General features: G+C 31.9%; 15 protein-coding genes and 1 riboswitch. All 15 genes read right to left on the reverse strand.

The annotated features are described in order from the left end of the window. Positions 1 to 91: 91 nt before the first annotated feature. The 15 genes from V5784_RS10735 to dapF all read right to left on the reverse strand — a co-directional run bounded on the left by V5784_RS10735 (position 92) and on the right by dapF (position 14,562). On the reverse strand, positions 92 to 697 hold the full coding sequence (locus tag V5784_RS10735; protein WP_336889008.1) for a hypothetical protein: 606 nt from the start codon (positions 695 to 697) through the stop codon (positions 92 to 94). A 71-nt stretch (positions 698 to 768) separates the two neighbouring features. Further along, positions 769 to 1,197: a patatin-like phospholipase family protein gene (locus V5784_RS10740; RefSeq protein WP_336889009.1), complete on the reverse strand. Its 429-nt coding sequence runs from the start codon at positions 1,195 to 1,197 to the stop codon at positions 769 to 771. 45 nt (positions 1,198 to 1,242) lie between these two features. Further along, the gene (locus tag V5784_RS10745) at positions 1,243 to 1,473 is read right to left on the reverse strand and encodes a patatin-like phospholipase family protein (RefSeq protein ID WP_336889010.1); all 231 of its coding nucleotides are present in this window, start codon (positions 1,471 to 1,473) and stop codon (positions 1,243 to 1,245) included. Between the two features lie 11 nt (positions 1,474 to 1,484). Continuing rightward, positions 1,485 to 1,721, reverse strand: coding sequence for a hypothetical protein (locus V5784_RS10750; protein ID WP_336889011.1), 237 nt, complete (start codon positions 1,719 to 1,721; stop codon positions 1,485 to 1,487). A gap of 70 nt (positions 1,722 to 1,791) precedes the next feature. After that, positions 1,792 to 2,202 (reverse strand): HutP family protein, encoded by a 411-nt coding sequence (locus V5784_RS10755; protein WP_336889012.1) that lies wholly within the window; start codon positions 2,200 to 2,202, stop codon positions 1,792 to 1,794. A 58-nt stretch (positions 2,203 to 2,260) separates the two neighbouring features. Further along, positions 2,261 to 4,498, reverse strand: coding sequence for an ATP-dependent zinc metalloprotease FtsH (gene ftsH, locus V5784_RS10760; RefSeq protein WP_336889013.1), 2,238 nt, complete (start codon positions 4,496 to 4,498; stop codon positions 2,261 to 2,263). Further along, positions 4,488 to 5,843 carry a tRNA lysidine(34) synthetase TilS gene (gene tilS, locus V5784_RS10765; RefSeq protein ID WP_336889014.1) on the reverse strand — a complete coding sequence of 452 codons (1,356 nt, stop codon included), beginning with the start codon at positions 5,841 to 5,843 and terminating at the stop codon, positions 4,488 to 4,490. Before tilS ends, ftsH begins: the two co-directional genes overlap by 11 nt. A gap of 24 nt (positions 5,844 to 5,867) precedes the next feature. After that, positions 5,868 to 6,995, reverse strand: coding sequence for a SpoIID/LytB domain-containing protein (locus tag V5784_RS10770; RefSeq protein WP_336889015.1), 1,128 nt, complete (start codon positions 6,993 to 6,995; stop codon positions 5,868 to 5,870). A gap of 1 nt (position 6,996) precedes the next feature. Next, positions 6,997 to 8,691, reverse strand: coding sequence for a DUF4080 domain-containing protein (locus V5784_RS10775; protein WP_336889016.1), 1,695 nt, complete (start codon positions 8,689 to 8,691; stop codon positions 6,997 to 6,999). Positions 8,692 to 8,708: 17 nt separating this feature from the next. Beyond that, positions 8,709 to 9,695 carry an endolytic transglycosylase MltG gene (mltG, locus tag V5784_RS10780; RefSeq protein ID WP_336889017.1) on the reverse strand — a complete coding sequence of 329 codons (987 nt, stop codon included), beginning with the start codon at positions 9,693 to 9,695 and terminating at the stop codon, positions 8,709 to 8,711. Positions 9,696 to 9,800: 105 nt separating this feature from the next. Further along, positions 9,801 to 11,480 (reverse strand): DEAD/DEAH box helicase, encoded by a 1,680-nt coding sequence (locus V5784_RS10785; protein ID WP_336889018.1) that lies wholly within the window; start codon positions 11,478 to 11,480, stop codon positions 9,801 to 9,803. Positions 11,481 to 12,164: 684 nt separating this feature from the next. After that, complete coding sequence (locus V5784_RS10790; RefSeq protein ID WP_336889019.1) at positions 12,165 to 12,662, reverse strand: hypothetical protein; 498 nt, start codon at positions 12,660 to 12,662, stop codon at positions 12,165 to 12,167. 13 nt (positions 12,663 to 12,675) lie between these two features. Beyond that, entirely contained in the window at positions 12,676 to 12,957 is a 282-nt protein-coding gene (locus V5784_RS10795) for a hypothetical protein (RefSeq protein ID WP_336889020.1), read from the reverse strand. Between the two features lie 66 nt (positions 12,958 to 13,023). Beyond that, entirely contained in the window at positions 13,024 to 13,158 is a 135-nt protein-coding gene (locus tag V5784_RS10800; RefSeq protein ID WP_336889021.1) for a hypothetical protein, read from the reverse strand. Positions 13,159 to 13,746: 588 nt separating this feature from the next. Beyond that, the gene (gene dapF / locus V5784_RS10805) at positions 13,747 to 14,562 is read right to left on the reverse strand and encodes a diaminopimelate epimerase (RefSeq protein WP_336889022.1); all 816 of its coding nucleotides are present in this window, start codon (positions 14,560 to 14,562) and stop codon (positions 13,747 to 13,749) included. Between the two features lie 106 nt (positions 14,563 to 14,668). Then, a riboswitch (Lysine riboswitch) is annotated at positions 14,669 to 14,843 on the reverse strand. Between the last annotated feature and the right edge of the window lie 196 nt (positions 14,844 to 15,039).

Here is a 15,039-nt window from a genome sequence, read left to right on the forward strand (position 1 = left end):
AATATATCCTTTATAATAATCCCAAGATGATTTAGGTTCAAATTCTTTAGAACCTAAATCATCTTCATTTTCAGACATTCTATATTCAATCTTAGCCGCTAAGAAATATGAATTGAATACGGCTTGTCCCTAATATCCCATCTATATAGACACTCTCATTGGTATAATCACTAATTTTATCCGCCTCATCATATATATATAAAGGACTAGTTTCAGCACCGATACCTATAGAACTTAAATATTGAATTTCTTTACGGTTATACTCGGCAACTCCTCTAAATTCTAACTTGGGATATTTAGATATTTCTCCCATTACCGTATAGTCATTCTCAGTTAATCCATAACTAGAGACCTCCGTTCCTATCCTTATGGCAGCCCCAAAATCAGTGCTATAATTCATCCCCATCCTCAAACGTCTAGTCTCAGTTTCTTGGATTTCTATGGTTAATTTTTTATCTTCTATTCTATAGAAAAATCTATTGATGACAGATAGCGCACTTATCTTATCCATCCATAAATTAAATTCTTCTTGAGTATAATCCCCTGGAATTCCTTCTCCTGAGATCCCCACCACTTTATCTAAAATTAAACTCTTATTCCCTACAAGCACTACCTCATCTATTTCAAACTCTATTTTTTTATCGTTTCTATTCTTTAATTTATGTTTATTTTTGCCTTCCTCACTGCTCAATTTCATTAGTTCTATTTCATGTTTTTTCGCCTCTTTCTCTCCTTTTTCTATGAGAGTTTCTAAATTTGAAAAATCTGCTACCGAATTTTTTTTACATCTGGTACTATCAATATATCGGCCAGCTCTGTAGCTTTTTTAAACTCTTCTCCACTCCTATAAGTTGATATTTTATCCATTATTTGAGCTAAATTAGAATTATCTTTAATTATAGTTTCATCAGCACTTATATCTACTGCAATGACAATATCGGCTCCCATATTTAAAACCTCTTGTACAGGTAAATTATTCACTAATCCACCGTCTATATAAAACTCACCGTTATCTTCTACAGGTTCAAAAATTGTTGGAATAGCCATACTCATAAAGACTGCCTTAGCTAAATCTCCTTCTCCCATAGCCTGGCTCTCTCCAATATTAATATTGGTAGCGATAGCTCTAAATGGAATTTCTAGATCATCAAAATTATCTATCCTCTCCACTCTCATGAGAAGAGATTTCAACTCCAAATAAAACGCTTCTCCAGTCAATACACCCTTTGAAAATTTTAATTTCTAGTTTTCATCTATTTCTAAATTTATAAAATACTTTTCTCGTTCAATCTTATCAACTATAGAGGTGTACTTCCTGGCTTGCTTATCGTTTTTAAATGAATCCCAGTCAATATTGAGAATAATTTCTTCCATTTCAGCAGCAGTATAACCAGCTGAATAAAGAGCTCCTACAATACTTCCAAAACTTGTTCCAGTTATATAGTCTATGGGGATATTGTATTCTTCTAACATCTTTATTACACCTATATGGGCAGCTCCCTTGGCTCCTCCTCCACTGAGGACCAGACCATCTTAGGAATTGTTTCCATGCTTTCTTTTCTTTCTAACAGTTCCCTCTGCAGGTCTTTTAATTCCTCTAACTCCATTTCCTTACCCGATATCTTCTGTTCTAATATTTTTAAGTTTTGATTCCTAATTTCCTCTGAAAATCCTGTCAAAAAGACCAGTCCAAATAAAAAAATAACTATTTTAAACCTCATGATCTCCCCCTCTTATGTGCTACAGTAGAATACACAAATTATGAAATCATATATCGTAATCCTTGACCTATCAATTTATTATTCTATGTGCGGTAGCAATGGCTACTTCATTTAGATGTAATATTCCAATATTTAATAATACTGCCACAGAAATATCCTCCTCTACCCTTACAAGTGAAATCTTCCCTCCTACATTAAAACCATTAGTTTTACTACTAACTTGGTTTAAAGCATCTCTTACAGCCCCTATTATGATCCCATTATGGCTCCTATTATCATCCACCAATCCATTTTTTATTGCAGCTACTATGGAATTTTCCACTATTTTAATGGTCATATCTGGCATCTTCCCTCCAATATTTACTGCTGCTATTAATATCCCATTTTTTTTATATTCTTCCTTTAATTTTTTTTCCTCTTCCCTAGTTGTAAGTACCATCTTTATAGCTACCTTAGAAATTTCATAACTTTTCTCCTTCATCTTTTTCCTCCTGTTTTTTTAGAAAAAGGGCTACCTTTTTTAAGGTAACCCTTTTATATTATTTTTCTTCTGTATTTGTATCTATTTTCTTTTCTTCTCCTTCACTTTCATTCTTAGCTTCACTCTCTGTTTCTTCAACTTCTAAAGGGGAATCATCTGAATCGAAAGTTGTCTTTTCCTTTTCTGATTCCTTTTTAGTTAATTCTTCTTTTAGTTCATCTATTCCCTTAGCTACTAGATCTTCTAATGGTTTTAATGGCTCTAATTCTCCTCCATCCATAAGAATATTAAGTTCTACTCCTGTTATTGTCTCTCTCTCCAATAAGGATTTAGCGATCTTATCTAAAAGATCATAATTATCTCTAAGGGTAGTTTTTACCTCATCATAGGCATCATTGATCACCTTTCTGATCTCTTCGTCTATAGCTTTTGCTGTTTCTTCTCCGTAGAATTTATTTGGGAACATATCTCCCTCTTTGGTACCATCCAATAATACTGGTCCAAATCTATCAGACATCCCTAATTTAGTTATCATAGCATGGACAATCGCTGTAGCTCTTTCAATATCATTACTAGCTCCAGTCGTAATATCTCCAAAGACTACTTCTTCAGATGCTCTTCCACCTAACAGTCCTCTGATATCAGCCAGATATTCTTTTTTACTTCTTAGATATCTATCTTCTGTTGGTAAACTCATGGTATAACCAAGAGCTGCCATTCCACGTGGTACTATGGTTACTTTGTGAACAGGATCTAATGTGTCTTTATAGAAAGTTTGAATCATTGCATGTCCCACTTCATGATATGCAATTATACGTTTTTCCTTTTCCACTGTCACCCTTGATTTTCTAGCAGGACCAATAGATACTTTTTCAGATGCTTCCTCTAAATCTTCCATCAGAATAATATCTCTATGCTGTCTAGCCGCTAATATAGCCGCTTCATTTAATAAGTTCGCAAGGTCTGCTCCTACAAATCCAGGAGTCTTTTTAGCTAGTGTATGTAGATCTACATCCTTTCCTAATTTTTTCCCTTTAATATGTACATGTAATATAGCTTCTCTTCCCTTGATATCAGGTTTATCTACTACAACTTGTCTGTCGAATCTTCCCGGTCTCGTAAGAGCTTTATCTAGGATCTCCGGTCTGTTGGTTGCAGCGATTACTATTATAGTTTCTTCACTACTAAATCCATCCATCTCTACTAGAAGTTGGTTTAAAGTTTGTTCCCTCTCATCGTTTCCTCCGCCTTGACCAGATCCCCTCTTTCTACCCACTGCATCTATCTCATCTATAAATACGATACAAGGTGCTGCCTTTCTAGCTTTACTAAATAGATCTCTTACTCTAGATGCTCCTACTCCTACAAACATCTCTACAAATTCAGAACCAGATATAGTGAAGAATGGCACTGATGCCTCTCCTGCTACTGCTCTTGCTAATAGAGTTTTACCAGTTCCTGGTGCTCCTAATAATAGGACACCTTTAGGTATACTAGCTCCTATTTTTTTGTATTTTTCAGGTTCTTTCAAGAAATCTACAATCTCTATCAATTCCTGTTTAGCTTCCTCAATACCTGCTACGTCATCAAATTTAACATTGGAGATTTTTTCTCCATTATCTTTGGCTTTTGATTTCCCCATATTAAAGACATTAGGACCGCTATTCCCTCCACCTTTCATCTTATTCATCATGAATATCCATATTCCAACAAGTAGTAACATTGGGAACCATGAAATAAGTATTTGAACGATAAGTGGTGTCTTAGCTGGATCTTCAGATTTTATCTCAACACTTGTCTGAGTAAAAGCTTTCATCAAGTTAGAATCTTGGGAAACTCTATTTGATATCATTCTAGCTCTAAAAGCTTCTGTATCTTCCAATCGTTTTTTCCCGATTACATAACCTTCTTTTTCTTGAACTACCTTAAATTCTCCATTGTTAGCTTTTTTTAAAAATTCTGTATAGCTAATTATTTTTTGATCTTTCGTTTTAGCACTATTCATCATTGATGGTAGTGACATAATTATTGTGACAACGAATAACAGCATTATCACTGTCTTAAAGCTAAATTTCTTTTTAGGATCTTTTTTAGAGCCCTTCCTACCATTTTCATTATTAGCTTTCTTTTTTTTCTTTTTTCTCATGCCATATTTCAATCTTTCTTTAAGCTCACTCTTTCTTTCCTCTAATTCATTGTACTCCGTGTCCTTCTCCCCTACATTTTCCTTCTTTTTTTCATCTTTTAAATCATCTTTCTTTTCTTTTTTTAAATCATTGTTGTTGTTATTTTCCACCGAAGTCTACCCCCTCAATTTTTTCAATTTTCAGTTTTGCAGTATTCTTTTTTAAATCTTCAAAACGCCTGTCTCCCCTAATCCCTCCTACCCATAGAATTTCATCCAAATTAGTAATAATTGGAATAAAATCCCTCTCCTCCTTTGGAACCTTGGAGTTGATAAATAAATCTTTTAATTTCTTTCTTCCACTCATACCAACAGGGTAAAATTTATCCCCATTTTTTCTTGAACGGACTGTTAAAATATCATCCTTTCTTAGTTTACAATAAAATTCATTTTTTCCTTCTTTGAATTTTTCATCCTCATTAATCAGTTGAGCGCTGATCTTATAGTTATTCCAAAGAACACTTCCAGGAACATTTAATTTTTCAATTAATTGATTATTAAGTTTTATTTTTCCCACTTCTACTATCTCTAAAATATCATATTTTTTTTTGATACGGTATCTATAATTCCCATATATTTCCTTGCTACCATCAGCATAGATAAGCTTTTGTACTTCAAGTATTTTATTTCTATTTACAGATATATCAAATTTTTGCAGGTATTCCGAAATAATGGTCCGTTGAATAAAATTTTCCTCTTTTTTTAATTCCCTTACATCTAAAATATCATTTTTTGTGTATTTTTTCAAGCTACTATTAATAATACCATTAAATTCCCCTATATCTGAAATTAAATTTATTATTTTTTCTTTAAAATTAACATTATATTCTTTTTCTATAGATGGAATTAAATCTAACCTAATCTTATTTCTAGTATAAATGTTTTCGAAATTTGTCTTATCGATGCAATAGCATATTTTATTTTCATCTAAATGTTTTAAGATATCCTCTTTTCTATAATTTAAAACAGGTCGTATAAAAAATTCCCTCATTACTGGAATTCCCTCTAAACCCTTAAAAGATGTCCCACGGATAAGACGAAACATAAAAGTCTCTACCAAATCATCTTCATTGTGAGCTAGAGCTACCTTTGTGGCTCCTAATCTATCCTTTAGCTCCCTAAAAAAACCATACCTTACTTCCCTCCCGGCTTCTTCTTCAGATAAACCATGAAGTTTAGCGTACTCTTTGATATCAACTTTTTTTGTATAGGTTGGTACCTTCTCTGATTCTCCTAATTCTATAACAAATTTTTCATCCCCATCGCTATCTTTTCCTCTTAGACCATGATTTATATGGGCAAAATATACCTTAAGATCCATCTCATCTTTTATTTTTTTTAGGAGATTGTATAAAAACACTGAATCTGGTCCCCCGGACATAGCTATAATTATCTTATCTCCGTATTCTATTAGTTTCTTCTCTTTATTTAACCTTTCAATTTTTTTTAAATCCACAACACACTTCCTTTTTTGAGTCAATTAATTTTGCCTTTTATACTCTTTTATCTCTATACCCTTATAATAGTGTTTGAGTATTTCCTCATAGGTTTTTCCTTTTTTAGACAGACCATAAGCACCATATTGACTCATCCCAACTCCATGTCCTGATCCCTTTCCATAGAACACAAAGTAGTTTCCGCTAGATTTCACCCTAAATTGCGTACTATATACCTTCCCATAGCCAACTATACTCCTAAATTTGTCCCCTGTTATAGTTTTGTTTCTACCTCCGTATACCTTAACTCTACTAACTCTATTACTTTTAACCTCCACAACTTTGATCCCCTCTACTCTGAATCCAAATTTTTTAGAAATTTCATTTTTAGAAATTTTCACTTCCCACTTTAATCTAGGTGACTTAGTTTCATTTCCTCTGTCATTGATCGATCGGAGATATGGGATGGAATTCCCTCCCCAGACATCTTCATTATTAGCTGTTATCCCCCCACTAGTAGAATAGTAAAGAGCATTTATTGGTTCACCACTATATAATACCATCTTCCCACGAGTAGTATCAATAGATAAATTTATCTTCTTGTTTTCCCTGTCCATTCCAAGATACATCTGAGAATTCACATTATCAAATAGGTCAAATTTATCATATCTCGAATATTTTAATCCATAATATAGATACGATCTAGCAGCTAAACTCTGAGCTTTTATAGCTTCCTCGGGAAAATAATGTCCTATCTCCGATGGAACTACAGAATATATATAATCCTCTGATTGGACACTATTTAACGGTAATACACTGTTTTTGTAGGGAATAAATTCAAAGTCTCCTCTATATCTACTAAAATTTTTGCCATCCAGACTGATCTTTATAATTGTTTCAGGTGTTCCTTTGTGTAGATAGATCTTAGGAGATTCTTTATCTTTAAATTTTATCTTGTCCCCAACGTTTGATATAGTCTCAATCTTTCCAGGTTCTAATTCATGGGTATAATATTCACCTGATTTTATCTCTATAATAGCACTTCCGTTCTCTGAACTTATATATATTTTTTTCCTTTTAAAACGATTAATTCCTACTATTAGATCATCCTGTATATACTCTTCACCATAAATTGTCAGACCAACAAATAAAAATATATAAAGTAATTTCATCCTAACACTCCTGTATTTTAGTTTCTTTTCCTTCATATATAAATAATAATCTTGTTTTTTTTCTTTCACCTGTGAAGATGTCTATATCAAACTCCTCCATCTCTGTATTTTTAAATCCCTGTCTGTTATTTTTAAATTTTAATTCCTCCACCAGTTTTTCCACCAGTTCATGGTAAAGGCCTCTATCTTTAGAAGATTTAAACCACTCTGGGTATTTCCCTGGTTTTCCTAGGTTAACATAATCAAATTTTATATATTCTATAAACCTTATTTTTCCCTCTCTGTCATCTTCTCCAAACTTCTTCTCGTTATAAAAATCTACCAAAAAGTTAAAGATAGCTAATTTTTTATGGGATACCTTAAAGTGCCCCTTATTCTCATAGAAATCAGATATATCCAAATAGAATTCAAATGGTGAACTATAAAAATTATTTATCAGATAATCCACACTCTTTATAAAGTCCCCTGAATTATAATAAAAATCTAAAACTTCCTCTATATCCTTCAATTTTAAGAGTTCTTCATAGGCAATATCATCGTTAGATACAACTTCATAGGGTGGAAATTCCATATATTTATAGTCAAATTCCCTGATTTGTTCAGATATCTCCGTACCCCTCAAAATCTTCAAAAATCCCAATTGAATCATCTCAGGTTTTAGACCATAAACATAGTTAAATGAACTCTTAAAGGTCTCAAAATCTTCCTTGGGCAAGCCTGCTATAAGGTCAAGATGCAGATGGATATTATCCTTTATAGCCAGTACATTTTTCGATAACTTTTCTAAATTATTCTTACGTCTAATCAACTTCATAGTACGGTTATTGATCGTCTGCACCCCTATCTCAAATTGAAATAGACCTTTCGGTACTGTAGTTAAAAAACTTATTACCTCATCATCAAATAAATCTGCACTTATCTCAAAATGAAACGTAGTATTTGGTCTATAATTCTCTATTAAAAATTCCCATATTCCCATATAGTGATCTTTCTTTAAATTAAAAGTTCTATCTACAAATTTTACTAAGTTCACTCCTGCATCTAAAAATGTCATAAGATCTTTTTTTACCCTGGGCAGGCTGAAACTTCTCACACTTTTTTCTATAGAAGACATACAGTATGAACACCTGAATGGACAACCTCTAGTGGATTCATAGTAAAATATCTTGCCTTTATTCTCCATTAATTCCAAATTTTCATAAGGAAATGGTATTATATCTAAATTTTCTATAGGTGCTTCATGTCCGTTAAACTTTATCTCATCTTTATTTTTTTCATCTCTATAATAAAGCCCCAAAACATCTTTTTCTTCTCTTTGTAAGAGGTTAGTTATTATTTTTTCTCCTTCTCCTTCTATTATTCCATCTACCTCACTATAAGTTTCCATTATCTCTGTAGCGTTATACGATACTTCTGGTCCGCCTAGGTATATCTTCAGATTAGGATTTATCTTCTTTAACTCCACTATTATTTTAAATACAAATTCTTTATTCCAAATATATGTAGATACGAGCAATATCTCCGGCTTTGATTCTATTACTTCCCTGATAATATTTGGCAGTTGATTATTGATGCTGCTTTCCACCATGGTAAGACTATATTCTTCCACCTGTTCTATCATTTTTTTTATATATCTGATAGCTAAATTTGTATGTACAAACTTACTGTTTATTCCTAAAAGTGTTATATTTTCCATATTTATTTACCTCTTTTTTATTTTGGTTTATTCTTATTTTGGTTCTGGTAGTTCAGATGTTCTTTATATGTCTTTGTAAAATGATGACTGTTTGTTCCATCATAGGTTGCTACAAAAAAATAATAATCTGTTCTTGCCGGGTTTAAACTGGCTTCTATAGCCAAACTTCCTGGATTCCCGATGGGTGCCGGGGGCAGGCCATAATTTCGATATGTATTATATGGAGATTCTATCTTCAGATCCTTATAGTAGATCCTTTTTTTTTCGTATCCAAATATATAATTTATCGTAGCATCAGATTCTAATCTCATCCCTTTCTTTAGCCGGTTATAAAATACCGACGCAATGAAAGGCTTTTCTGTATCCAATACAGCTTCCCTCTCTATAATTGAGGCTAAGATTAATTTTTTATAAAATTTTTGCTTATCTTTTTCTGTCTTACCATAATATTCTACTGGAAACTTCTTTAAAAACTCTCCTAACATGGTATCTATTATTACCTTAGACTCTGATCCTATGGCAAAATAATATGTTTCAGGAAAAAAATAACCTTCAAAATTATTGTTAGGAGTAGGATATGGAAATTTACTACCCTTTAAAACATTTTGGAATTCTGATCCTGTGATCATTCTCTTAGATATTAGGAGTTTTTTTATTTGGTCCACTGTAAACCCTTCTGGAATAGTCACTCTGATCATCTCAGAACGTCCTTCTTTTAAGATTTTAAAAAACTCTGATATTGTATATTCACTTTCTAACTTATAATACCCAGCCTTTATTTCACTAGATATCCCAGATACTTTAAAATATATCTTTAAAAAAATATTTTGTTCTATTCCTACTTTATCTAAAAGCTCTCCTACACTTTCTCTTCTTTTAAATTCAACATTTTTTTTTATATCTATTTTTTTCATATGAATTTCATAATAATATGTACTCATTCCCAAAAAAAGTATTGTCACTATACTAAATATAAATATTTTTATCCTTTTTATTTTTCTCAACTCCCTCTTAATTTTATAAATGATACTCCTTATATTATATACTATATCCTTAGAAAATAAAACATTAAAAAAGGGAAGGTACAAATCCCTTCCCTTAAAAAAATATTAGTTCTTAGCTTTTTCTACTAATGGTCTTCCACCTTTTCTAGTAGCGTTTAATGCATGGATAATATCCTCTGCTTCAGAAAACGGAACTGTCATAAATGAAAATTCATTCATAATTTTGATATCTTTGATTTTTCTTCCTGGAACTTTAGCTTCCTTATTAACAATCTCTAATAATTTTTTAGCATCCAAATTATCTTTTTTACCCATTCCGATAAATAATCTAGTTTGGTTATCTAAAGTTTGTCTTCCGGCTCTATCTCCTCTATCTCCTCTATCTCCTCTATCTCTTCTATCTCCTCTATCGTTTCTATCTCCTCTATCATTTCTATCTCTTCTGTCATTTGATCCCATATTGTTTCTGATTTTTCTATAAGTTTCCTTATCAAATTCATCATCATATACATGTCTTAATAATGCTGCAATTACATCTAGAGGATTACCTTCTACAGTTAATTCAGTTGCCATTTCAGAGTATACTGAGAAATCCTTTTCTACAATTATCTCTCCTATACAAGCATATAAACTTTCTTTTTTAGCTTTTAAAACTTCTTCTATTTCAGGGATAGTTGATTTTTTGATCTCTGCATTAGCTACTCTTTTGATTCTGCTTAATTTACCCATTTCTCTAGGAGTTACGAAAGTTATAGCCACACCTTTTTTACCTGCTCTACCAGTTCTACCGATTCTATGTACATATGCCTCAGGTTCTTGTGGTATAGAGTAGTTGATTACATGAGTAAGGTCATTTACATCTATTCCTCTTGCTGCTACGTCTGTAGCTACTAAAATACTTATATTTTTTGTTTTAAATTTTCTAAGAGTTCTTTCTCTTTGAGCCTGTGATATATCTCCATGGATTCCTTCAGCTTCATATCCTCTTTCAATAAGTTTGCTTACTACACCATCTACATCATTTTTAGTTCTACAGAATACAATTGCATAGAAATCTGTTTCTACATCTGCTACTCTACAAAGAGCTTCAAATTTATCTCCATCTCTTACTTCAAAATAAATTTGCTCAGTAAGGTTAGTTGTAAGCTCTGTAGTTTTAACTCTCATCACATCAAAGTCACCCATATATTTCTTAGCTACTTTTAAAATTTCATTAGGCATAGTCGCTGAGAAAAATAACATTTTCTTATCAGCATTAGTTGATGCTAATATAGTCTCGATATCTTCTACGAATCCCATGTTTAACATTTCATCTGCTTCATCTAAGATAAAGAAGTCTAAGTTATCTATTACTAAAGTTTTTCTTCTGATATGGTCTTGTACTCTTCCTGGAGTTCCAACTACGATATCTACTCCTCTTCTAAGAGCTCTGATTTGCTGATCCATTGCTTGACCACCATATACTGGAAGTACAGTTAATCTTCTTTCACCTTTTAAAGAGTTGATCTCTTCTGCTACTTGTATAGCTAACTCTCTTGTAGGAGTTAATACTATTGCCTTCACACCTTTTTTGTTCTCATCCATTTTTTCTAAAATAGGTAATGAGAAAGCTGCAGTTTTACCAGTTCCTGTTTGTGCTTGACCTATAATATCTTTATCTCCATTAAGAAGAGCTGGGATAGTAAGTGCTTGTATTGGACTTGGTTTCTCAAATCCTTTTTTTTCTAAAGCTACTAATGTTTTGTCTGACAATCCTAATTTTTTAAATTCTACCATTTTTTCCATTTTTCACATCCTTATGTTTTATTAAGGCAGGATCAAATTTTATGCTATATATAATGTTTTCACAAACAATTTATTCCATACGTGGGTATTCATTCGATCTAAAATCAACACAATTTGAGTCCACCTTTTATTTAAATTAACATCGTAGTATAACATATTAATCGAAATAAAACTAATTTTATTTCGAAAGTGTTTGCTTTCCGTTTTTTTATTTTCCGAATTTCGAATTCTGAATAATATTAAAAATGAGATCTCCATAAATTTAGAAATCTCTTTTTTATTTATATATTCATTATCTCTACCACCGTTTACATATGATCGCTTAACCGTCTATAGTGATTTAATATATCCATATGTCCCGTACTCAACATAGGTTTTTGTTTCTGATCCCTGCCCATTCTGTCTAAATGACCTCTTCTTGCTTCCCTATAATAATTAGTAATTTTAGCAGATTTTTTTATGTTTATTGATAACCAAATCATTTTCTTTTAATCTAGAATACACTTTTACATTTCTCTCAGCATAGCTCTAAGGGGCTCAAAGCCATTTTTCATAAGCTCCATTCCAAAGAATATCAAACCTATTCCCATCATTAATTTTGATTTCTCTTTGCCTTTTTCAGTTTTGGTAAGCACCCCAATAATAGCATCAATAAAAAGTCTATAAAAAAAGAAACCTAGATGCTCAAAATCTATATTTACAGTTAAATGTTAGTTTTGCGGAACTATATAAATTTTCTTCCTCTTCCTGAGGCGCTCCAAGAATTTGGTAATTATATTTTCCATACAATATCTCAAACTCAACATTTTTAATAGTAATACCAATACCTATCCCATAATTTATACTCTGTTCAAGATTATCCAAAAATTTATCAAAATTTATTTCCTCTCCTTCAGCTAAATTAACTCCTCCTGAAAATAAATAATAGAGTGAATATTCATTTCCCGGATCTAATAAATATCTTATTTTTGCATAATAAGGGGTTATCTTTGTATTGATTCCTATACTTATATAAGGCTCTTCCCCGGTTTCAACCTCCAGTCTCCTGTAAAACTCTGTCGGTATCCCTACCTTTCTCTCTATCCTAGCCAGAGTGGAATTATCTTCTTCATTTTTTATTATTCTGCCCTCTAGATAAGGTCGAGGGTCGCTAGCAAAACATATCCCACAATATAGAAGCATCAGCAGGATAAGGCTATATTTTGTTAAAATAATAATCGACCCCTATGGAATTTTCCAAAGATAAAAATGTTTCTCCCTCTTTGAAAGTATACTCCTCTAAAAGGATATATTTTATTCCCTCCTCCTCATAAGTATACCTAAATTCCAAATCGTTAACTTTTTTTCTATTTAGAGACTCCATTTCAAATTTTATATCTTTTTTAAATATTTTTTTTAGAAGTTCGCCATCTTTTTTATCTAATTTACACGGGAAATAGTCTTTTTTCATCAATATTTCTAAAAACTCTTTTTTCATAAAAACACCTCAATAGATTTATTCTTGATATTTAAATATTACATATTTAGTTTTGTTTTCCTTTTTTTATAGTTTTTTCTTTTCGCCCACTTCCTCTAAAAATTTATGGAATTTTTCATTTTCACTTCTATTCACCATATGTCTTCGTATTTTCATGGTTCCTGTGTAAGTTTCACCCTTATGATCCCAATATTCTTTCATGACGCAGCTATCCTTTAAAAGTAGCTCCCCCTTGAGACCTTTCCCTCTATTTCTAATCCCTCTGAAAGTGTGCAATCACCAAATGGTTGATCCTTCACCCATTCCAATAAATAGCAAAGTCCTCTAAGCTATCCACACTGACAACTGGTCCCACTTTCGACAACCCGATCCCTGCGCCACAGGTAGTCCTAAATAACCAAAATATCTTTGAAGATTTATATCTAGCGCCGCGCCGCCAGAGATAAACTCTTTGAAATTTTATCAAAAAACAGATCTAATTTTTATCAATAATTTTTTATCCAAGATATCACAGATCTGTTCATACTCTTCATTAGGAATAAAACCAAATCTATCTCCCTTTACAAAGGGTGTAACCTGTAATAGTTTTCCATAACCTATTAGTGATTTTTCTCCAGTATTATAGCTGATTTTAAAATCCAGATTTTAACGGAATTTTATCAATTTTCTATATCTATTATAATATAGATATATTTTTATCTGTATCGAGTTGAACTTATATGAAAAAATAGTAATTTACCTCTAATAGGGTAAATTACTATTTTTTATTAATCTAAACTTTTTTTATTCTTAATTTTCAAAATCACCAGAAGCTATCTTAACTCCAGTTCCTATCATATATACATCTTCTCCCAATTCAATCTCCAACTCTCCCAATAAATGCTGAACCACCACATTATTTCCCATAAGATTCAATCTTTCAGCTACAATTGCTGCTGCACAACTTCCTGTTCCACACGCCAATGTCCGTCCGACTCCCCTTTCCCATGTTTTTATCCTTAATTTACCTTCCTCTATCTTACAAAAATTAACACTGGTATCTATTGGAAAAAAATCTAAATCATTTATAATGGGACCGTATTTATCTACAAATTCATTGGAAATATCCTCTACAAAAATCACAGTATGAGTAGTTCCCATAAATAAAGAACTGATATAAAATTCTTTGTCCTCAACCTTTATCTTTTCATTGAATAACTCCCTTTGAAAATTAAATTTAATGGACTCATGATGATAGTTTTCTCTCCCCATATTAACCTTTACCATAAAGGGGTCACAGTTTATAATTTTTGCTTTTAAAAGTCCTGCCCCTGTTCTAACTACTAAATCATCTTTAGTTATTAAATTATGATTTTTTAAATAAAGACAAAAACATCTAAATCCATTTCCACACATAGTATCAAAACTTCCATCAGCATTATAAAAGATCATTTCATTATTATTGTTTTCATCTTTAGAAACAACAATTAATCCATCAGCACCAATACCAATCTTCCTGTCGCAAATCTTTTTAGCCAGTTCAGAATATTTCAAATCTGCCCCTATCTCTCCTTTACCTACAATGATAAAATCATTTCCCAGTCCATGATATTTTTCAAACCTCATAATCATCCCTCCTAAACTTAATAAAAATTTAAAACAAAAAAGCCGACAGATTTTTATCTGTCGGCTTTTACCTTTTAAGTTATTGGAAACTTATCTGAATAAAATACCTTCAGATAGCGCTCCATTGAAAAATTCAATGACAGTGATATAATTATTCATTATACCCCCAGTAGTATTTTTCTGTTAAAAAATACCCTTCGGCAAAAAATCCTCTCATCTAGTTTCACAGACCAACCGTCTCCACTAAACTACTAATATTAAATGCAACCTCTATCAATATTTAATTGTAATAATACATTATACCTTATAATCATGTGTTTTGCAACATTAAATGTCAGCGGTGTTGCAATTTAAAAAGTCACCACTGATCACTTCAATAACGATAATGAATTTTCTACTCTCCAGTTGCTTCCATTGAACATAATAAGATGTCCATGGTGAACTATCCTATCAATTATGGCACTGGTTATCTTTTTA

The sequence above is a fragment of the Psychrilyobacter sp. genome, from assembly GCF_037132775.1.
Lineage (GTDB): Bacteria > Fusobacteriota > Fusobacteriia > Fusobacteriales > Fusobacteriaceae > Psychrilyobacter.

What these genes read in the sequence shown, in the direction of transcription:
- V5784_RS10735 (WP_336889008.1), bottom strand. Translation starts at nt 697, where the DNA reads ATGAAATTGAGCAGTGAGGAAGGCAAAAATAAACATAAATTAAAGAAT.
- V5784_RS10745 (WP_336889010.1), bottom strand. Translation starts at nt 1,473, where the DNA reads ATGTTAGAAGAATACAATATCCCCATAGACTATATAACTGGAACAAGT.
- V5784_RS10750 (WP_336889011.1), bottom strand. Translation starts at nt 1,721, where the DNA reads ATGAGGTTTAAAATAGTTATTTTTTTATTTGGACTGGTCTTTTTGACA.
- V5784_RS10755 (WP_336889012.1), bottom strand. Translation starts at nt 2,202, where the DNA reads ATGAAGGAGAAAAGTTATGAAATTTCTAAGGTAGCTATAAAGATGGTA.
- V5784_RS10770 (WP_336889015.1), bottom strand. Translation starts at nt 6,995, where the DNA reads ATGAAATTACTTTATATATTTTTATTTGTTGGTCTGACAATTTATGGT.
- V5784_RS10775 (WP_336889016.1), bottom strand. Translation starts at nt 8,691, where the DNA reads ATGGAAAATATAACACTTTTAGGAATAAACAGTAAGTTTGTACATACA.
- V5784_RS10785 (WP_336889018.1), bottom strand. Translation starts at nt 11,480, where the DNA reads ATGGAAAAAATGGTAGAATTTAAAAAATTAGGATTGTCAGACAAAACA.
- V5784_RS10790 (WP_336889019.1), bottom strand. Translation starts at nt 12,662, where the DNA reads ATGCTTCTATATTGTGGGATATGTTTTGCTAGCGACCCTCGACCTTAT.
- V5784_RS10795 (WP_336889020.1), bottom strand. Translation starts at nt 12,957, where the DNA reads ATGAAAAAAGAGTTTTTAGAAATATTGATGAAAAAAGACTATTTCCCG.
- V5784_RS10800 (WP_336889021.1), bottom strand. Translation starts at nt 13,158, where the DNA reads ATGAAAGAATATTGGGATCATAAGGGTGAAACTTACACAGGAACCATG.
- dapF (WP_336889022.1), bottom strand. Translation starts at nt 14,562, where the DNA reads ATGAGGTTTGAAAAATATCATGGACTGGGAAATGATTTTATCATTGTA.